The organism is Orenia marismortui DSM 5156 (assembly GCF_000379025.1).
GTDB lineage: Bacteria > Bacillota > Halanaerobiia > Halobacteroidales > Halobacteroidaceae > Orenia > Orenia marismortui.
Genome location: NZ_KB900617.1, coordinates 245,547 through 266,465, shown reverse-complemented (window position 1 = coordinate 266,465; position 20,919 = coordinate 245,547). Strand labels below are relative to the sequence as shown.

17 protein-coding genes are annotated in these 20,919 nt (G+C 30.8%); 16 read left to right on the top strand and 1 reads right to left on the bottom strand.

Features of this window, described 5'->3' with window-relative positions; all coding sequences use genetic code 11:
- The first annotated feature begins 74 nt into the window (after window positions 1-74).
- From OREMA_RS0101180 to OREMA_RS0101140, 9 genes are all read left to right on the top strand, one after another.
- A complete protein-coding gene (locus OREMA_RS0101180; protein ID WP_018247455.1) occupies window positions 75-1,307 on the top strand; it encodes an aspartate kinase in 1,233 nt (410 codons plus the stop codon).
- Window positions 1,300-2,190, top strand: a complete 891-nt coding sequence (gene thrB, locus OREMA_RS0101175) for a homoserine kinase (RefSeq protein WP_018247454.1) — start codon at window positions 1,300-1,302, stop codon at window positions 2,188-2,190. Before OREMA_RS0101180 ends, thrB begins: the two co-directional genes overlap by 8 nt.
- Window positions 2,191-2,483: 293 nt before the next feature.
- Window positions 2,484-3,494, top strand: a complete 1,011-nt coding sequence (locus tag OREMA_RS0101170; protein ID WP_018247453.1) for a LacI family DNA-binding transcriptional regulator — start codon at window positions 2,484-2,486, stop codon at window positions 3,492-3,494.
- 77 nt (window positions 3,495-3,571) lie between these two features.
- On the top strand, window positions 3,572-4,351 hold the full coding sequence (locus tag OREMA_RS0101165) for a hypothetical protein (protein WP_018247452.1): 780 nt from the start codon (window positions 3,572-3,574) through the stop codon (window positions 4,349-4,351).
- Window positions 4,352-4,439: 88 nt separating this feature from the next.
- Window positions 4,440-5,660 carry an amidohydrolase family protein gene (locus tag OREMA_RS0101160; RefSeq protein ID WP_018247451.1) on the top strand — a complete coding sequence of 407 codons (1,221 nt, stop codon included), beginning with the start codon at window positions 4,440-4,442 and terminating at the stop codon, window positions 5,658-5,660.
- Between the two features lie 94 nt (window positions 5,661-5,754).
- A complete protein-coding gene (locus tag OREMA_RS0101155) occupies window positions 5,755-7,554 on the top strand; it encodes an alpha-amylase domain-containing protein (protein ID WP_018247450.1) in 1,800 nt (599 codons plus the stop codon).
- A gap of 188 nt (window positions 7,555-7,742) precedes the next feature.
- Entirely contained in the window at window positions 7,743-8,630 is an 888-nt protein-coding gene (locus tag OREMA_RS0101150) for a carbohydrate kinase family protein (protein ID WP_018247449.1), read from the top strand.
- A 211-nt stretch (window positions 8,631-8,841) separates the two neighbouring features.
- Window positions 8,842-10,686, top strand: a complete 1,845-nt coding sequence (locus OREMA_RS16945; protein ID WP_018247448.1) for an alpha-amylase family glycosyl hydrolase — start codon at window positions 8,842-8,844, stop codon at window positions 10,684-10,686.
- Between the two features lie 349 nt (window positions 10,687-11,035).
- The gene (locus tag OREMA_RS0101140; RefSeq protein WP_018247447.1) at window positions 11,036-12,094 is read left to right on the top strand and encodes a PorV/PorQ family protein; all 1,059 of its coding nucleotides are present in this window, start codon (window positions 11,036-11,038) and stop codon (window positions 12,092-12,094) included.
- 87 nt (window positions 12,095-12,181) lie between these two features.
- Here the strand turns inward: OREMA_RS0101140 and OREMA_RS0101135 are convergent, their stop codons facing one another.
- The gene (locus OREMA_RS0101135) at window positions 12,182-12,919 is read right to left on the bottom strand and encodes a PHP domain-containing protein (protein WP_018247446.1); all 738 of its coding nucleotides are present in this window, start codon (window positions 12,917-12,919) and stop codon (window positions 12,182-12,184) included.
- 571 nt (window positions 12,920-13,490) lie between these two features.
- Between OREMA_RS0101135 and OREMA_RS0101130 the strand changes: the two genes are divergently transcribed.
- From OREMA_RS0101130 to OREMA_RS0101100, 7 genes are read left to right on the top strand one after another with little or no spacing between them, the layout of a single operon-like run.
- Entirely contained in the window at window positions 13,491-14,459 is a 969-nt protein-coding gene (locus OREMA_RS0101130) for an AAA family ATPase (protein ID WP_018247445.1), read from the top strand.
- A 47-nt stretch (window positions 14,460-14,506) separates the two neighbouring features.
- Window positions 14,507-15,325, top strand: coding sequence for a DUF58 domain-containing protein (locus OREMA_RS0101125; protein WP_018247444.1), 819 nt, complete (start codon window positions 14,507-14,509; stop codon window positions 15,323-15,325).
- Window positions 15,325-16,107: a hypothetical protein gene (locus tag OREMA_RS0101120; protein ID WP_018247443.1), complete on the top strand. Its 783-nt coding sequence runs from the start codon at window positions 15,325-15,327 to the stop codon at window positions 16,105-16,107. The genes OREMA_RS0101125 and OREMA_RS0101120 overlap by 1 nt, the downstream gene beginning before the upstream one ends.
- A 4-nt stretch (window positions 16,108-16,111) precedes the next feature.
- Window positions 16,112-17,086, top strand: a complete 975-nt coding sequence (locus OREMA_RS0101115) for a vWA domain-containing protein (protein ID WP_018247442.1) — start codon at window positions 16,112-16,114, stop codon at window positions 17,084-17,086.
- A gap of 50 nt (window positions 17,087-17,136) precedes the next feature.
- A complete protein-coding gene (locus tag OREMA_RS0101110) occupies window positions 17,137-18,108 on the top strand; it encodes a VWA domain-containing protein (RefSeq protein ID WP_018247441.1) in 972 nt (323 codons plus the stop codon).
- Complete coding sequence (locus OREMA_RS0101105) at window positions 18,105-19,013, top strand: tetratricopeptide repeat protein (RefSeq protein WP_018247440.1); 909 nt, start codon at window positions 18,105-18,107, stop codon at window positions 19,011-19,013. The genes OREMA_RS0101110 and OREMA_RS0101105 overlap by 4 nt, the downstream gene beginning before the upstream one ends.
- Before the next feature lie 14 nt (window positions 19,014-19,027).
- The gene (locus tag OREMA_RS0101100) at window positions 19,028-20,671 is read left to right on the top strand and encodes a BatD family protein (RefSeq protein ID WP_169331524.1); all 1,644 of its coding nucleotides are present in this window, start codon (window positions 19,028-19,030) and stop codon (window positions 20,669-20,671) included.
- Window positions 20,672-20,919 lie beyond the last annotated feature (248 nt).

The following is a 20,919-nucleotide window of genomic DNA, read 5'->3' as shown; positions in this document are numbered from 1 at the left end:
ATACTGTAGCATTAATAGTTGATTGTATATTAATTATTAAGGCAATTAGCTGTTAGACAAGGGAGGAGAAGATTATGGGTTTAATTGTACAAAAATATGGAGGAACATCAGTAGGAAATGCCGAGAGAATTAAAAGGGTAGCAAATCGAATTGTTAAAAGAAAGAGAGCAGGGAATCAAGTTGTTGCTGTAGTGTCTGCTATGGGTGATACTACCGATGAATTAATAGAATTAGTAGGGGAAATTACTGATAATCCTCCTAGAAGAGAATACGATATGTTAATTTCTACTGGTGAGCAAGTATCTGTATCACTATTAGCTATGGCAATTCATGAACTTGGTGAAGATGTGATCTCATTAACTGGGCCACAGGTTGGAATTATTACTGATGACATTCACAGTAAGGCCAAAATTCTTGAAATTAAATCAGAAAGATTAGAAAAAGAATTAGAAGAAGATAAAATTGTTATTGTAGCTGGATTTCAAGGAGTAACGATTAATAATGATATTACTACTTTAGGACGTGGAGGTTCAGATACAACTGCAGTAGCAGTAGCAACTGCGATAAATGCAGATCTATGTGAGATTTATACTGATGTAGATGGTGTTTATACAACGGATCCTCGAGTTGTAGAAGAGGCTAAAAAATTACCCGAAATATCCTATGAAGAGATGTTAGAATTGGCTAGTTTAGGTGCTAATGTATTACATCCACGTTCAGTAGAGATTGCTAAAGAGTATAATATTAAATTGGCTGTTAAGTCTAGTTTTTGCTGTAATCCAGGTACATATATTAAGGAGGTAGAAGAATTGGAGAATAATATAGTTGTAAGTGGTGTTGCATGTAATAAAGGTGAGGTTAAGTTGTCAGTTTTAGGAGTACCAGATCAACCAGGTATTGCTTCAAAAGTATTTATTAAATTAGCTGAAGAGTCTATTAATGTTGATATGATTATCCAAAATGTCACATATGATGGAGTTAATGATATAACTTTTACTGTAGATGAAGATGATTTCAAACAGACAAAAGAAGTTTTAGAATCTATGAAGGATGAATTAGAATATAGAGAATTAAGTTTTGATACAGATGTAGCTAAGGTATCTATTGTTGGTGCTGGGATGGTGACTAACCCTGGAGTTGCTGCTAGAATGTTTGAAGCTTTAGCAGAAGAAGATATTAATATTGGAATGATTAGTACTTCAGAGATTAAGGTATCCTGTTTAATTGCTAGAGATAAAGCAGAACAAGCAGTTCAAGCTATACATAGTAAATTTGAGTTGGATAAATTAGGAATGGAAAATGATTAAGGTCAAGGTACCTGCTACTACAGCTAATTTAGGTCCTGGTTTTGATACTTTAGGAATGAGCTTGGAGCTTTATAATGAATTAGAAGTTAGCGAAGTTGAATCTGGTTTAGAGTTTGAAGTAGTTGGTTATGGTAGTGAAGAGTTAGATCTAGATGAGAATAATTTGATCTATCAATCAATGAAAAGAGTTTTTGAAATAGTAGATTATCATCCTCAAGGATTAAAAATCAAACTAAATAATCAGATTCCTTTGGCTAGAGGGCTAGGTAGTAGTGCTACAGCTATAGTAGGAGGTTTGGTAGCTGCTAATAAATTATCTGGAGATAAACTAAGTAGAGATGAGTTATTAAATTTAGCTACAGAGATAGAGGGTCACCCTGATAATGTGGCACCAGCATTGTTGGGCGGAGTTGTTATCTCAACTATTAAAGATGGACAAGTAGTTTATAAGAAGCTATCAGTGCCTAAGTTGAATATAGTTGTTTGTATTCCTGATTATCAATTATCCACTGTAGAGGCTAGAGAATCTCTACCTACAGAGGTTGAGTTTGAAGATGCTATCTTTAATCTTAGTCATACCGGTTTACTTATAACTGGACTAATTACAGAGGATTATAAGTTGATCAAACATGCTTTAGATGATAAATTACATCAACCCTATAGACAGGAACTGGTTCCAGGATTGAAGACCATCTTAGAAGAAGTAAAAGAAGATTGTTTGGGGGTCACAATTAGTGGTTCTGGACCTACAGTAGTAGCTTTTAGTTTAGAGGAAGAGGAAAAGATTGGTGAAAAAATGGTAGATATCTTTTCACAAAATAATATAAAAGCTAAATATTTAGTTCTTAATCCTACAGATCAAGGGGTTATTTTGAAGGGTTAGTTGAGGAATTTTAAAATATTATAATTCTTATTTTGATAGAGGCATAGTTAACTATGCCTCTATTTTTTATATTCACGAATTCTATCAGTTATTTTTATAGCTCTAAGATATTAAATTTAATTAAAATCAAACTTATGTATTAAAGGTTTAGCTATGAATAAGAATAAAAGCAAAGGGTAATTTGAAATAATAATCTGAAAAAAGATATGAAAACGCTTACAAAAAAGTCTTGACATAATGGAAAAATAGGGATATTATTATAGTATGAAGATTATAAGGAAGTGAATTTTGTAATGAAGATTAAAGATATAGCTAAAATCGCAGGTGTTTCAATTGCTACAGTATCTAGGGTAGTAAATGATAAGCCTGGGGTAAGGGATGAAGTTAGGAAAAAGGTTAAAAAGATTATCAAAGAGCATGAATATAAGCCTAACTTAATTGCTCGTGGGTTATCTAGTAAGAAGTCTAATATTATAGGGTTACTTTTACCCAAATTTACGGATTATTATACAGAACAAGTTGATGCTATCATTAATCATTGTAATCAAAAGGGGTATAGAGTTATGATTACAAGTTCTGTAGGTAGATTTGAAGGAGAGTTAGAGAACCTTAATATGCTTTATAAGAGTCAAGTAGAGGGTATAATTTATTTTGTAGGAAAGATGACAGAAGATAAGAAAGAGAATATTAAGAAGATAAATAGAGAAATTCCTATAGTATTATTAGATCAAGCTATTGAAGAATTAAGTATTTCAAGTGTCTTACCTGATAATTATGGTGGGGCAGTAAAGGCAATGAAGTATCTTGTAAATTGTGGGCATCAAAAGATAGCCTTTATAAAAGCTCCTTATTATGATTTAGAAGGAGAAAAAAGATATCAGGCCTATAAGGATATAATGGGAAGAAATAATTTGGAGATTAAAGAGGGTTATGTGCAAGGAAGTGATTATTCCATTGAATCAGGATATGAGGCGATGGAGAATATTTTAAGTCAGTCAAAGGAATCACCAACAGCTGTATTAGCTTCTAATGATGGAACTGCTATTGGAGCAATAAACTGCTTGAAAGAAAAGGGAATAGAGGTTCCAGAGGATATTTCTGTAATGGGCATAGATGATATAGAGATGGCACAGCACTTTATACCTAAGCTAACTACAGTTAAGCAGGAGTTATATCATATGGGTGGTGAAGCTATTAAATTGTTATTTGAGTATATTGATAATAAAGATTTGAAGACTAAGAAATTAATAATAGAACAGGAATTAGTAATTAGAGATAGTGTAAAGTCTTTAAATAAGGATTAACAGAGATTAAAAGTGATCACTATCGATAAGTTTTTATTTAAGTTAATTTGAAAACGTTTACAAGGAGGAAAATAATTATGAGTAAAAAAGAATTATTACTTAGGAGATTGAATCAGATTGGAAAATCCCTTGAAAGTACTGGTGAGGCATTGGCATTATTGGGGCTTGGTTCTGTAGGAAAGGAGTTAGATAGGTTAGATGAGTATTCAGATCTAGACTTTTTTGTTATAGCTAAAGAGGGTAGTAAGATGAGATTTATTGATGATTTAGATTGGCTTACCTCAATTTCACCAGTAGCATATCATTTTCAGAATACTGATGACGGTTATAAGTTACTGTATAAGGATGGGATCTATTGTGAATTTGCTGTATTTGAAGAGAAAGAGTTAGCAGAGATTGATTTTGCAGAAGGTAGAATAGTTTGGAAGGAGGAGGGTTTTGATGAAAGTATCTGTTCTCCTCAGGATAAAGATATAAGATGGAAGCCTCAATCTAAAGATTGGGCTATTGGTGAGGCTTTAACTTGCCTTTATGTAGGCTTAACTAGATTTGCTAGAGGAGAAAAACTATCAGCAACTAGATTTATACAGAGTTATGCATTAGATAATATGTTATCTCTCTCTAATTTCATTACTGATGAAGTAGATTATTATAAGGATAAATACCAGAATGAACGCAGGTATGAAAAGCGTTATCCTGAGATTGCAAAAGAATTGTCTGATATGGTACAAGGCTATGATAGATGTCCTGAGTCAGCTATAGCAATTGTTGAGTTTATGGACGATAATTTTGAGATTAATCAAGCCATGAAGCAAGTGATTATTAATTTAGCAACTGAATTGAAGGCTGATAATTAAATTTATAATTCATCTCCAAAGATGTAGAAGATAATTAAAGGTTTTTGATAAAAATTTATTTTAATTTATCAAAATTGGAGGAGATATCTTGTCTGAAAGAAAGTTTCATTTTCTCAGTTTATTAATTATTCTTTGTCTTCTATTACTAAGTTTATATAGTTTAAATACTAAAGATATCAATACTAGAGGAAGTAATCTAGATAATTCTAATCAAAGATTATTAGCCTTTTATAATGCTACCATTATCGATGGTACAGGTGCAAAACCAATAGAAGATGGTGTTGTTTTGGTTGAAGGTGAAAGAATAAAGAAGCTTGGGAAAAGTAATCAAATTAAAATTCCTAAAGGTGCTACAAAGATTAATTTAAAGGGCAAAACTCTTTTGCCAGGTTTTATAAATGCCCATGTTCATCATGCTTATACAGAAGATAATTTAAAAAACTGGCTAAATGCAGGAGTTACTACAGTTAGAGATTTATCACCACAAATAGATGCTAGAGAGGCTATTGCTAGAAGAGATAAATTCAATCAAAGAACAGACTTGGCTAGAGTGATATCGGCATCACCTATATTAGGGGTGCCAGGAGGTTATGGTAATGCTACTTTCCATTCTTTAGCAGAGGCTAAGGAGATGGTTAATGGCTATATAGATGATAATATTGATATTATAAAATTTGCAATTACAGATTTTGACCAGAATCGTAGCTGGGAAATGCCGACCTTTGAGCAGGTGAAGGCTATTGTAGATACTGCACATGCTAGAGGAATAAAGACATCAGTTCATATTACTAATACTGAATATCTGCAATGGGTAGTTAAACTAGGTGTTGATGATATTGCTCACATGGTTCTGACCCCTTTAAATGATAAAATCATTAAGCAGATTGTTGATAAAAACATTTATTTGCTTCCAACTTTGGAAGTATGGAATCGTGTAGGTAGAATATATCATTTGAATTATAATTTTATAACTAGAATGAATCTTGCCAAGTTTTATAAAGCAGGAGGAAAAGTTGCTTTAGGAACTGACTTTGGAGGTTATGAATGTACTTTTGATAGTGGTTTTCCAATTACGGAAGTCAAATTAATGAAAAAAGCAGGTATGTCTAATATGGATATCATTGTTGCTGGAACCAAAAATGGAGCTTTCGTATCTGATAGAGAAGAGGATCTTGGAACTCTAGAAGAAGGGAAGATTGCAGATATATTAATTGTTTCTGGGAATCCATTAAAAGATATTGAGACTTTAGAAGAGACATATATGGTTGTACATAATGGAGAAATTGTATTAAATAAAGAAGAGAATTAACAGAACATGGGAGTTTATTTAAATTGAGTCTATAATAATTAAAAATATTATATCTAGTTCTTATTTGAGGTAATTAAAGGGAGGTTATCTAAAAATGAAGGTAAAAATAATAAGAAAACAGATGAATTTATTAATAGTGGTTTTTACTATAATATTACTCTTATTAACAGGTTGTAAGCAAGACAAACTAATGGTAGTTGATTCTAATATACTTGATGATAAAGTTATTTTATCTTCTTTAAGTACAGTTAAGGTTGAATTTAATCATGAAATTAAGCAGATTGAGGCTATAATTAAAGAAAAGCAAGTTGAAATTAAAGACTTTGATTTATCTAATGAAGGAAATAAGATTAGTATTTCTAATCTAAGCTTAGAAGCAGGTTCAGTCTATCAAATATTTTTAAAAGTAAGCGATAAACAAGGTAACAGTTTGAATCTTAAAAAAGAGTTATTAGCTAGTAATCCAACTTTAATGCAAGCCTTCTATTGGGAGCTGGATAAAGGTGAGTATGCTAAAAAATATCCTGAAGAACATAATTTTTGGCAGCTATTAGGTCAGCGCTCTGAAGAGTTGGCTAGTGTAGGAATTAGTGAATTATGGTTTCCTCCAGCTAATAAGGTTCATGAGCCCATTGATGAAGGATATGGAACTTATGATTTATGGGATTTGGGGGAGTTTGATCAAGCTGGGTCTATTAGAACTAAATATGGTACTAAAGAAGAATTAGAAGAAGCTATAGATAGTTTGCATCAAGTTGGCATTAAAGCTTATTATGATGTAGTCTTTAACCATCGGATAGCAGCAGGCAATCAGAATTTAGAAGTAGTTCCACTAGCAACTGGAGAAAAGGCAAAGGCATATACTAAGCTTTCTCCTTTAAAAGGGAGAGAGAAATATTATAGTAGAGCTCAAGAATGGCAATGGGATTGGAGAGCCTTTGATGGTGTTGATCATCTTGTGGGAAAAGAATCATTAAAGGGTAATTTATTTTTAGGTAAGAGCTGGGATAATAGTTATGCTAAAGATTATTTAATGGCTTTAGATGTTGATTATGAGAATGAAAATGTTCGTCATGAACTTAAAGAATGGGGAGCATGGATCATAAATCAAATAGGGTTTGATGGTTTTAGAATTGATACGATCCAACATACAGAGTCTGAATATATGAAGCAGTGGCTTTCTTATGTACAGCAAAATACAGAAAAGAAAACTTTTTTTGTAGGGGAAGCTTGGATTAGAAATACTATGGGATTGAACTTCTTCTTATATGATGTTAACCATCCAGATTTAACAGTTTTTGACTTTCCTTTAAGAAAAAATTATTTTGAAAAGATGAGAGATGGTAGTTTGAATATGGCAGCTTTATCTAGAGCTGGTTTAGTAAATAACAGAAGGTCCTCCAATAAAGCTGTTACTTTTGTAGATAATCATGATACAGGGCGTGACCATAAGGAATATACCTACCCAATAACTAAAAGGAAATATCAAGCCTACACTTATATTTTACTTAGAGAAACAGGGCTTCCTATGGTTTATTGGAAAGATTATTATCAGGATAATATGAAATCTGGACTTGATAAATTACTTGAGGCTAGGACTCATTATGCCTATGGACCTGGTCGGGAAGTGGAGAATAATGATAGAGATACCTATTCTTATGTTAGAGAAGGATTAAAAAATATTCCAAGTACTGGTCTAGTTATGATGATATCTCAGGGTACTTCTGGTGATTTGACTACTAAGAGAATAGATTCAGGTAAGAGTAATACTGAATTTTATGATATTACTGGTAATATTGAGGGAAGAGTAGTTACTGATGGAGAGGGATATGGTGAATTTAAGGTTAGAAATGATGAGAATACTGGATGGAGTGTTTGGGTACCAGTAATTTGAATTTGACGTCATAGAAAGATAAAGCGACAGTTTCGGAGTTAGGCGTTAGGAGCTAGGACATAGAAAGATCTTACTAACTCCTATGACCTATCACCTAGCACCTAAAAGTGTCTCTTTATACCCATTTTATTTTACTTTAGGATTGGATAGCTAGAAATTTAATCAGTATAAATAAGGAGATGAGCACTATGAAAAAGTTATTAGTAGTTGGAGGAGCATCTTATGATTCGATTATTTATATAGATGATTTGCCTGAGGGAAGTGGAACATTTTTTAGTAGAGATTTTAATGAAACTGTCGGCTCAACTGGGGTTGGAAAGGCATTGAATTTAGGGAGATTAGGTTTTAGTACAGTCTTTCATGCTATGATAGGTAAAGATATTTATGGGGAAAAGGTTAAAGAGTCATTTGCAGATAAAAAGATTGATTTTATCTATGATATTGATCCTAAGGGTACAGAAAGGCATACTAATATTATAGATAAAGATGGTAGTAGAATTAGTATCTATACTTCTTATGCTACTTTTGAACCAGTAATTGATTATAGTAAGTTAGAAGAGAAAGTAAAAGATAGTGATTATCTTATCTTGAATATTATTAACTATGCTAGAGAGTTAATACCTGTAGCGAAAAAATGTAATAAAGAAATTTGGTGTGATATTCATGATTATGATGGAGAAAATGAATATCATCAAGACTTTATCGAATCTGCTGATTATCTATTTATGAGTTCTGACAGTTTAGATAATTATAAAGAATTTATGGAGAAGATGATTAATAAAGGGAAAAAGTTAGTTGTCTGTACCCATGGGAAAGACGGAGCAACTGCTTTAACTAAAGATGGTGAGTGGATAGAGGTTCCAATTATTGCTGATTATGAAATGCTTGATAGCAATGGAGCAGGGGATAGCTTTTTTGCTGGCTTTTTATATGGATTTTCAAAGGGATACTGTATAGAAAGATCTTTAAGAATAGGAACGATTGTAGCTGGCTTATGTATCACATCTTATGAACTGGCTTATGAAAAATTAAATGAAGATTTGATTGAGGTAGAATATGATAAGTATTATGGGTAATGATTTATACTGATTAAGATTGAATATAGCTAGTGACAGTTGGTGGGTATAAAGTGACACTTTTTGGCTTTAGGTGCTAGGAGTTGGCAGTTAGTTTTTCCTAATACCTATCACCTATCTCCTATCGCCGAAACTGTCGCTTTATCTATCTATTAAATCAATTTTATTAGTAATTAGATTAACTTAAATAAATTAATGGAGGTAAATACTTATGAGAAAAATGATAAACAGTAAAAAGATTATTTTATTATCTATACTGATATTAAGTCTAGGCTTATTTGTAGGATGTGATAAAGAGAATACTAGTGAAGATATAGCAGTAGAAGCAATAAAAAATGTGATGGTAAATGTTAAAGTGCCTAGTGATAGTGCTATAGAAAAAATTACAGTTTCACTTAGGAATACAGATATGGAAGAATATATAGCTTCTAAAACTGAAGCAGTAAGTGATATAGATGAGAATGGCTTGTTATCTTTTCCTTTTTCAGATCTAAAGGGAAATACTTATAATGTAATTGCTAAGGCAGAAAGCTCAAAAGAAAAAGATCTTTACATTGCTTCTGCTACTATTATAGACTCAACTAGTATTACTGTAGGAGCAGATAACTTTTCAAAGATAGAAAAGAGAAGTGATTTCAATAATTTGAGAATATATGAAATTATGGTAGAAGCCTTTCGAGATGGAGAGCCAGGTGGATATGGAACAGGTTATGGGCCAAGTCATCATAATGGTGATTTGAGAGGTATTATTAATTCTTTAGAGTATATTAAGGGGCTTGGAGTTAATGCTATTTGGATGACTCCAATATTTGATTCAAAAACTGGTCTAGTAAAAGGACAAGCGACAGGTTATTTTCCTGATGATTTTTATAATGTTGACCCTAAATTTGGAACTAATGAGGATTTAAGAGAGTTAGTAGATAAAGCTCATGAATTAGGGTTATATGTATTCATGGATGGAGTCTTTGGACATCATGGATCAGATCCTATAGAAGGTGTAGTTGATTATGATAGCCAATGGTATGGTAATAAGGTGAAATACCCAGAGAGTTTAGAGTATTTCAAAGATGTAGCTACTTATTGGATTGAAGAGTATGAAATTGATGGTTGGAGATTGGATCAGGCCTTTCAAATGAATCAAGGTGGAACTAACTATTTGTATGATATAAGAAAAGCAGTAGAAGAAGTTTGTGAAGAAAGAAAAGCCCGTGGAGAAGAATGGGGAACATTGGGCTACTTAGTTGGTGAGATATGGGATGGTTCTGGAAAAGAGATAAACAGTATCGGTTATAGTCAAGATGGCTTGAAATCAATTTTTAATTTTCCATTGAGATATTCCTTAGTTCAAGTGTTGGCCAGTCAAGAAGATACATCTGTATCTTATGGATATAATCAACCTGTATCTAAATTAAATGGAGCTTATGGATATGGTAATCACGAGCAATATCCTGATGATGCTCAACCAAATCTTATGTTAACGACCCATGATGTAGTTCGTTTTGGTGACTTAATTCAAAGGGCACCACATTTAGGCTATGGCAAAGAACATCCTGATTATTGGAAACGACATAAAGCAGCTTTTAGTTTTATGGCATCATATACAGGACCAATTACTATTTATTATGGAGATGAGATTGGTAGAGAGGTAGAAGGGTTTATCAATGAACAAGATATTGTTGATGGAGAAAAAATCTATGATGACCATGCTGCTAGAGATTCAGCTAAGGTTGCTGGTTTTACTCCTCAAGAGAAAGATTTGAAAAATTATCTTAGTAGACTGATGAAGATGAGGGATAATAATCCTGCATTATGGAATGGAGAAAGAACTAATCTGATAGCAGGTACAACTAAATATGCAGATCTTAAAGTTGATCCTGATACAGGAGATAGGATAGTATATGTATTGAATGCAGGTACAAGTGAAACTACAATCTCAGTATCTAATGTTGGAGGAAGTAAGTTAGTAGATCTATTAACAGGTGAAGAGATAATAGGTTCAGGTAGTTATGATATTCCTGTAGATGCTTTGACTGGACGATTTTTAAGTGTTAGATAATTAAATTATGTTTATCGTAGAATAAGCGTTAGATTAATCTAACGCTTATTCTTTTTTAATTGGAATTTTAGCAAGAAACAAATAACTTAAATTGTTAACTTTGACAATTTACCTTTTACTACTACTTTATAATTAGATTAAGAGTATTTTTGATCTATTAAAGAAAAATAATCTATGTTTTGAAAAGGTATGAAAAGACACATAAGATTAATTGAAGTTATGTTAGAATAAAATTATTAATGATTTACTACATCATATAAATAATTTAAAAAGAGGATTTAAATACTAGGTCAAGAATTATATCAATTAAGTAGCTAATTTTAAAATAGTATGAAAGGTAGGGATAAAAATGAAGAAAATTTATACTTTAGTAATCGTACTTTTATTATTAACAGTAGTTATTAATCCAGCTGATGCAGCTAACAAATTTGGCGCAAAGGCTTATGGTATGGGAGGCGCATTTACAGCAGTAGCAGATGATTCTAGTGCAATTTATTGGAATCCAGCTGGGCTAACTCAAAGTGGTCTCTTTGGTTTACAAGCCAATCTTGGGGCAAAATTTAATGGTGATGATTTAGAGGAAATCCAAGACTTTATTGATAGTATTGATACTGTAGAAAATGCAGGAACTGATTTAGAAAAGATTCAAGCTGTTAAAAATTTAGATTTTCCAAAGGATACTAAGCTAGATCTTGATGGAATGCTAACTCTTAATCTAAATAGCTTAGGCTTAGGAATGATTTCTAATAGTCATTTTGAAACTTCTGCTCAAGGAGATGTATCAGAAAATTCTTCATTTAGTAGAGGAGCTTCTAATAAAGTGATTGGAGAAGGTATTATTTCCTTGGGAACTAATATAGTAGAGCCTCCATTAAATATTGGTTCTATAGCTTTAGGAATGAATGCTAAATATTTATATGGTCGTTATGATAGAGTTAGTTATACTTATGATGGTAGTACTACTTTTACAGAGGAAGAAATTAATACTGATGCTACTGGTTATGGATTAGATGCTGGGGCATTGATTAAAGTAACTGATATGGTGAACATAGGTTTAAGTGTAAGAAATGTTGTTTCAGAGCTAGATTGGGAAGATGATTATGGATTAGAAGATGAATTAGAGAGAATAGTTACTTTAGGAGCAGCTGCTAAGCTACCATATCCAATTGCTGCAACAGTAGCAGCAGATGTGGAAATGCCTGAAGGTGCTGATGATTATATCTATCATCTAGGATTAGAAAAGAGAATTATTGCTAATTTAATCTCTTTAAGATTAGGTGCTTATGAACAAAGTGGTGAAGATAGAATTTATACAGGAGGCTTAGGAATAAATCTTCCTTTTATAGATATGAATATAGCGGCAGATACTGATGATTATGTCAGTCTTTCTGGAACTTTTAAATTTTAAAGTTAAAAAGACCATGGTATTGTGTACACAATACCATGGTCTTTTTTTATAACTTATTTAAGTTATAAATTTATTTTAAACTAAAAATTAATGTAAATCTAAAAAGTGATGTAGATGTTTTCCAAATAGAGCGATAATAGAGCATAGATTATAAAAGTTTTTCTTCAGATAAAGGGCTTTAGTGAATTTACTATTTTGATAATTATAAAATGAGGTTATTTCTCTTTTAATATGAGCATCACTACCAAAAGTAGCATATTTATTCTTAGTTTTCCTTACTTTTCTGGCAATAGCATTTCTCTTTTTAGATAGAGTGTGATTATAAGTTTCAATTGCATCTACTTGTGTGGTGATATTATGAATATAACTTTTATTCTTCAAATAATTTTTTTGTGCTAATCCTGCAATATGTGGGATAGAAATGAAAGAGTTGTATTTTCTAGCTTCGTGTAAGTAGAAAGTATGATCTTTATTGGTTCGGGTAATCTTATTTTTATTCTTAAAAGGCTCTACACTATTGGTATAGAATTTTTCTAACTCTTCTAATTTATTAAAGTAAATTAAAAACTCAAATCCATCTTGGCATCCAACTTCTATAGCAGGAATAGTATTAAATCCTGCTTCATAAAGTTTGACATTGCTTCTTATTTCATTATGATCAGTGATAGATATCAAATGTGGAGTATTACTTAGAAAATTTTTCAAAAATTGAAGGTCAATTATTCCATCAGAAGCATTAGTGTGGATATGTAAGTCAATATAAGATTTATTTTTTTTCTGTAAAAAACTATTAAAGAAAGATGAGAGCTTATTTTTTTCTAACATGAATTTGCTCCTTATTAAAATTTATTTGTAAATTCATTATATCAGTAATTATTTAATTCGACAAGAATTAATAGAACCTTAAGTTATTCTATTCTTCTTATGCTATTTTTGCTAATTATAGGTTTTTGGCTATTTGGGAAAATTGAATTTTACTAGCAGAAATAATATAATAGATAAGAATCAAGCGATGCTTTAATAATTTACAATGTATAATTGCTAATTGATAATTAAGACCATCTAAACCCCAAAAATCAGATAATAAGTTATAAATTTTTCATCAATTTTTAAATTGATTAGAGAATTTAAGGTTTTAGCCTTTTAATTGTACTTTATCAAGTATAAATTATAAATTAATATTAAAGTCTCATATTATCTATTCTGAGTGTGGCCCTGGAGTCTTTTCATTTATAGAAGGTATGAATGGTATAAAATAAGGAATTATACAATATAAAATTCTACTTTTGTCATAATTTCGTAAAAAATAAATTTTATAATAATAATATCACTATTATTTACAAAATTAATCTAATAATTTACTGGAGAATATATTTGTATAGGAGGTTGAATCAATATGGAAGTAGAAGAGTTAAAAACTATAGTTGAAGAAAAAAAGGAGCTTATATCTTCAGTTAAAAAGGAGATATCTAAAGTAGTAGTAGGGCAGGAGTATATGATTGATAGAATATTAATAGGAGTCTTTACTGGTGGACATATTTTATTAGAAGGTGTTCCTGGCCTTGCAAAATCATTAACTGTAAACACCTGTTCTAAAGTATTGGGAACAGATTTTAAAAGAATTCAATTTACTCCTGATTTATTACCAGCAGATATTTTAGGGACAGAGATTTATAAGCAAAATACAGGAGAGTTTATTACCAAAAAAGGGCCAATATTTTCTAATATGGTCTTAGCAGATGAGATCAATCGTGCTCCAGCCAAGGTGCAATCGGCTCTGTTGGAAGCTATGCAGGAAAAGCAGATTACTATTGGCGATAAGAGCTATTCTTTAGAAAGACCATTTCTAGTCTTAGCAACACAGAATCCATTAGAGCAACAAGGGACTTATCCTTTACCAGAGGCACAACAAGATAGATTTATGATGAAGCTTAAAGTTGACTATCCAAGTAAAGAAGAGGAGAAGAAGATTATCAACTTAATTGCTTCAAAAAATGATTTAGAAGATATTGAGATAAAAGATCTATTGAATAAAGAGACTATATTTGAAATTAGAAATATAGTAAAGGATATCTATGTAGATGATAATTTAAAGGATTATGTCTTAGATATTGTTTTTAAAACTAGAGAGCATTCTGAGTATATATCTTCTGGTGCCTCACCTAGAGCTTCGATTAATTTGATTTTAGCAGCCAAAGGACGTGCTTTTTTAGAAGGGCGTGCTTATGTATTACCAGATGATATTAAAGCTATAGTTTATGATGTTTTAAGGCATAGAATCTTATTAAGTTATGAGGCGGAAGCAGAGGAAATTAGTGAAGAGGATATTATTGCTGAGATTTTGGAGAATGTAAAGTTGCCATAAGCATAGAACTACTAGTTGCTGCTTACTAAGTAGTAGGAGGGGTTGTGATGGTTTCTACAGAGTTAATCAAGAAGATACGGAAGATAGAGATTAAATCAAATAGAATTGTTGAAGAGATATTTTCAGGAGAATACCGTTCTGCCTTTCAAGGTAAAGGGATGGAATTTGATGAAATTAGAGAATATTATCCTGGTGATGATATTAGAAATATAGATTGGAATGTAACGGCTAGACAGAATAAGGCTTACATAAAGAAATTTCATGAAGAGAGAGAACTCAATATGTTCTTGTTAATTGACATGTCTAATTCTAATAGCTTTGCTAAAAAGAAAGACTTAATAGCAGAGATTGGTGCTACACTTGCTTTTTCAGCTGTTAAGAATAATGACAAGGTAGGTAGTATCTTATTTACCGATAAAATAGAGAAGATGATTCCCTCTAGGCAAGGAAAGAAACATGTACTTTCTATTATTGAAGATATACTGCGATTTCAAGTGAATAATAAAGGTACAGATATTAAGAAAGCCCTACAATACTTGAATAAGATTCAGAAGAGAAGAAGCATAGTATTTCTTATCTCTGATTTTATTGATCAAAATTATGAGAGGGAATTGAAGATAACTAATCAAAAGCATGATTTAGTGTTGATAAGAGTTATTGATCCTAATGAAGAGAAAATACCTAAAGGGGCTATTTTTGAATTTGAAGATTTGGAGACTGGGGAAAATATTGTAGTAGATAATTTAAAGCAAGAGAAACGCTTAAATCTAAAGGTTGAATTACCTACTAGAAATTTAATAAATATCTATACTAATGAAGATTTTATTAAACCATTAATGCTATTCTTTAAAAGGAGAATGAGGTAATGAAGAAGATTTTATATCAGATAGTATTATTATTAGTTTTATCTATTATTCTCTCTTCTACATTAGGATTTGCAGCAGAAAGAGAGATCTATATAGGAGATTTAGTTAAGCTTAAGATTGATAATATTACCTTAACTAAGAGTGAATTAAGGGAGAAATTCAAAGATTTTGATATTCAAAAAATAGAGGAGACCGATAATGGATACAAAATAGCTATTAGAAGTTTTGAAGCTGGAGAAAAAATAGTGGATTTAGGTGATAAGAACTTAAAGATTAAAGTTAAATCTACTTTAAATGAGGTAAAAAGAGATGATATTTATGAAGCTAAGTTATCTCCTAAGAAAGCTCAGAAAGTATTACCTTTACAGAGACTTTTAATAAGCTTAATTATTGTGATTTTTATTCTGCTATTAATTCGTTTCAGAAGGGGATTTATGAATAGAGGTAATCAGAACTTAAGTATTTATGGACAATTTAGAACAAGAGTTGAGGATCTAAAACTAGATAATGAGAATTATTTTGTATTATTAACTTTGGCTTTTAAGGATTATTTGGAGCTTAGTTTTCAACGAAAAATCATTGGAAAAACTTCAGCTGAGATAATGGAGGAGATTAGACCTATATCAATGCTAGAAGACTATTTAAATAGAATAGAAGAGTGGTTAAGTTTTTCTGATTTATGCAAATATACATCTAAAGAAGCCAGTGAAGAAGAGAAGAAAGATCAGTATGATGAATTAATCAAAATAGTTGACTTAATAGAAGCAAATAAAGAGGTGTAGACTTATGTTCAGGTTTCTACATTGGTACTTATTATTTTTAATCCCACTGTTTATCTATCTTTTTTTTAAAGACAATAGCAGTAGGGCGATTAAATTTTCAAGTATAAAGTTAATCAAGGATTCTGGAGTTAAAGCTACAATTAAGCATAAGATAGGGAGATATACAATACTTTTGGGAGTTATCTTACTTATAATCGCCTTAGCCCGTCCACAATCAGGAAAAGAAGTGAATAATATAAAAAAAGAAGGAATAGATATTGTCTTAGCCTTAGATCTTTCAGGAAGTATGAAGTCAGTAGATTTTGATCCAAGTAGATTAGAAGTTGCTAAAAAAACAATCGATAAGTTTATAAAGGGTAGAAAGAATGATAGGTTGTCTTTAGCAGTTTTCTCAGGAACAGCCTATACTAAAGTACCTTTGACTTTAGATCATAATATCTTAAGAGAGATGTTAGAAAAGACAAGTTCTGAAGATGTGAATAAGGATGGAACAGCTATTGGGATGGGACTTTCAGTCGGGATCAATCGTTTGAAAAAGAGTAATGCTAAGTCCAAGATAATTATCTTAGTAACTGATGGAGAGAATAATGCTGGTAAGGTCAGTCCTGAGACTGCTATACAAATTGCTAGTCAGATAGGAATTAAAGTTTATACTATAGGAGTAGGCAGTGATATTACTAAGATTCCTATAGGAAGAGACTTTTTTGGTCAGATGAGATATCAAAGTTATGAAGGTGGATTAGATGAAAGGTTATTGCAGAAGATAGCCAAGCAAACAGGAGGAGAATATTTTAGAGCTAAAGATCCTAAGGTTTTGACTAATATATTTAAGAAGATTGATCAATTAGAGAAATCAAAATTTGATATAAATAATTATTTAGAATATAAGGAATTAGCCTTTAATTTTATTAAAGGAGGACTAATATTAATTTTGCTTGGAATATTTTTGGAGAGATATTTTTATATAAAAATACCTTAAAAGGTATTATTAGTGCAGCAGGTTTTATTGATTAAGAGGTGAGAATAGATATGGAATTTAGTAAGTTGGATAATATAGTTTATTTAATTATTCCTTTTTTAGCTCTGATTATCTTAATTTTAGGTTATAGAAAACGAGATAACATTATTAAATACTTTAATTTTAAAGCGATTTATAGATTTAAAATAGCTAAAACCATATTAATAGTCTTAGGTATTATCTTGATAGCCTTTTCATTACTGGACCCACAAATTTTTCGGGGATATAAAGAAGTAGAGAAAAAAGGTTTAGATATCTATATATTGCTTGATACCTCTAAAAGTATGTTGGCTGAAGATATTAAGCCTAACCGTCTATTTCGGATGAAGAAGAGTATAGAGAAGGTACTTAATTCTTTGCAGGGGGATAGGGTTGGCTTCATTCCCTTTGCTTCTGATGCTTATATTCAAATGCCATTAACCGATGACTATGATTTGGCAAAGATGTTTCTAGAGGTTATCGATACCGATATGATTGCTGGTGGTGGAACAAATATTGCAGCGGGATTAGATTTAGCTCAAGAGTCTTTTGATAAATCTGCTAAGGGAGATAAAGTTATATTGATCTTTAGCGATGGAGAAGAACATAATCAAGGAGCAGTAAGAGTAGCTAAAGAGATAGAAAATGAGAAAATTTATACAATAGGATTAGGAACTAAAGAAGGAGCATTAATTCCTGAATATAGTGATTCAGGACAGAAGATAGGGTATAAGAAGGATCAAGTAGGTAACTATGTTAATTCAAAATTAAATATAAACTCTTTGCAAGAGATTGCTAAAGTTGGAGCAGGTAAATTCTATCTCTCTACTTTAAAGGGAGATGAGATTGACCACCTTATTGATAATATTTTGAAGTTGAAGCGGCAAGAGTATAGAAAGGATAAGATAAAGAAGTTTACTAAGATATATCAGTACTTCTTAGGAACTGGGATATTAATTTTTTTAATAGGGTACTTTCTCAAGGAACGGAGTGATCATTCTTGAAGAAGATATGTAGTTATTTATTATTTAGCGTTATTTTGATCTTTTTACTATCAGGATGTACTCAAGGTAATATTAGAAAAAGAATTGAAAAAGCTAATAGACTTTATAATCAAGAAAAATATTCAGAGGCTTTGGAGGTCTATCAATCTGCTCTTAAGAAGAATAGTAAGAATGATATATTAAATTATAATCTTGCCAATACATATTATAGATTGCAGAAATATGAAGATGCTTTAAGTTATTATAATAAGCTAAGTAAAGATAAAAGTGTAGTACCAAATTTGGGTGCTACCTATAAGAGGATTGGAGATCAGAGAAGAAAATTAACAGATAAAATTAAAAGTTATGAGCAGGCTTTAGATAATTATAAAGCTGGAATTAAGTTAGATAGTCATAATAAAAAGTTGAAGTTTAATTATGAATATGTTGATCAATTATTAAAGCAGTTAAAAGAACAGCAAGAAAAGCAAAAGAATAATCAAAATTCACAAGATAAAAACCAAGAAAAAAATAAAGATAAGTCACAGAAGAATCAGCAGGAAAAGAAGCAAAAGAGTAAAAGTAACAAAAGACAAGATCCTAAAGGTCAAAAAGAAGATCGAGAAGAAAATAATAAAAAAAGAGATAACAGTCAACAGGGAGATGCAAATAAAGCTAATCAAAAAAATAAAGAGCAGAAAGATCAAAAGCAGCAGGACAAAAAAGCTAATAAATCACAAGAAGAATCTCAGAAGGCAAGTAATTCTCAACAGGGTAATTCAGCTAAAGAAGATAGTCAGAGTCAAGAAAAATTAGAAGAAGCATTAAGAATATTAAAGGCTTTAGAGCAGGAAGAGAAGGATAGTTTGAAGAATAATCAAAAAGTAAAGAATGGAGATAATCAGAATGAGAAATATGATTGGTAAAGTGGGGTGAAAGAGTGAATAAGTCATCAAAGATATTATTAATCTTATTGTTAATAATTCTATCTTCTTCAACATTAACTTTTGCAGCAGAAGCAGAATTTAGATTAGATATAGATAGTCTTAATTTAGTGGAAGGAGTTAGTAGCAATTTAACGTTATCATTAAAGAATGCTCAGGGAGCTGAAGTAGAAAAGATTAAGGGTATAGATAAATTTAAGATCTTATCTAAAGGTACTAGTAGTCAAACTAATATTATAAATTTTAAGAAGAGTTATATTAAGAAGTACCACTATAATATTTTAGTTGAAAAGACAGGGAAATTTACTTTGCAGGGGATAGTAAAGTATAAAGGAAAGCTTTATAAGACGAATGAATTAAATTTGACAGTTAGTAAGCGTGGCCAAAACCAAAAGAGAGAAAATACTAATATCTTTCTTAGAACAACTCTTTCAAAAGACAGGATATATTTTGGCGAGAAGGTCGTATTAAAGTATGATCTCTTTACTAGGTATAATTTAAGAGGATATCAATTTGCAGAGGAATTAAAATTTAATAATTTTATAAGTCAGAGTCTAGGAAATAATCAATTAAAGGCTAGTTATGTTTATCTAGATGGAAAGAAATATATAAAGTATGAAGTTGCCCAGCTAATATTAACTCCTACAAAGACAGGAGAAGTAAAGATACCATCATATAATCTTCAAACTAATGTTAGTACGGGAAGTTTTTCATCTAAAGCAATCTATCTTAGTACAGATGCAAAGGATATCAAAGTATTGCCCTTACCTCAAACTAAAAAACCTAAAGGCTTTACAGGGATAGTTGGATCCTTGGATATTAAAAGCAATTTATCTAAGCAGAAAGTTGAATATGGTGACTCTACAACCTTAAATGTTAAGCTTTCTGGTAATGTTAATTTAGATAGTTTAGACAATATTTTTGGAGATAAGATCAATGGCTTTGAAGTTTATCAAACAGAAAAGGATAACAAAGAAGAAGTTAGAGGAATGGAATATTATACGGAAAAAGATTTTGATATTATCTTAGTTCCTAATAAGAAAGGTAAGTTAGGAATTCCTGGAATTAAGATAGCATACTTTAATCCTCAAAGTCAAAAGTATGAATATGCCAAGATAAAAAAATCTACAATAGAAGTTAGTGGTGGAGAAGGTAAAGGTGATAATGATCAGAATTTAATAGATGATTCTCAATCTAATAACAAAGAGGTTATTAAAATAACTCAGATTAATGACCAGTCAAATACTGACAATAATGAAGAGTATTATAGCTTTAGAATTAAAAAATCCTATCTTAAAATTGCTGTTATAATATTAACTGTAACGGTATTTTTATTGATTATTATCATTATTCTTAGAAGAAATAAACTGAAAAAAAATAATAATTTGGCTAAGATTTATGAAAAGATAAAAAAAGAAGATAATGAGGATGAAATTTATAACTTATTAAATCAAATGATAAAATACAGATTTAATATTAGTCTGAAGGCAAATTCTAAGCATGAAATTTCAAATAAAATTGATGATATTGATTTACTTCGAGAGCTTTATGAGATTATTGATTATATGGAGAATAAAAGATATGAAGCTAGAGATTTAGAGGTGAAAGATAAAATCTCAACTATATATAAGATGCTATAATTATGGCAATTATAGTATAGATTTAATAGCCACAGGCTAAATGGTTTTACCCCCAATAAGTAGACATTTCTTTAAAAAGCTACACCTGTGGTCATATGGCTTCTGTATTCTACAGGAGCCATATTATTTAATCTTTTTTGAAACCGTTTGTAATTCTTAAATTGCAATAATAAATTGAACATTTTCAAACTGTAATAATTTGGTTATTTAGTCATAAAGAATTTGTTTTAATTTATCTTCAAATATTT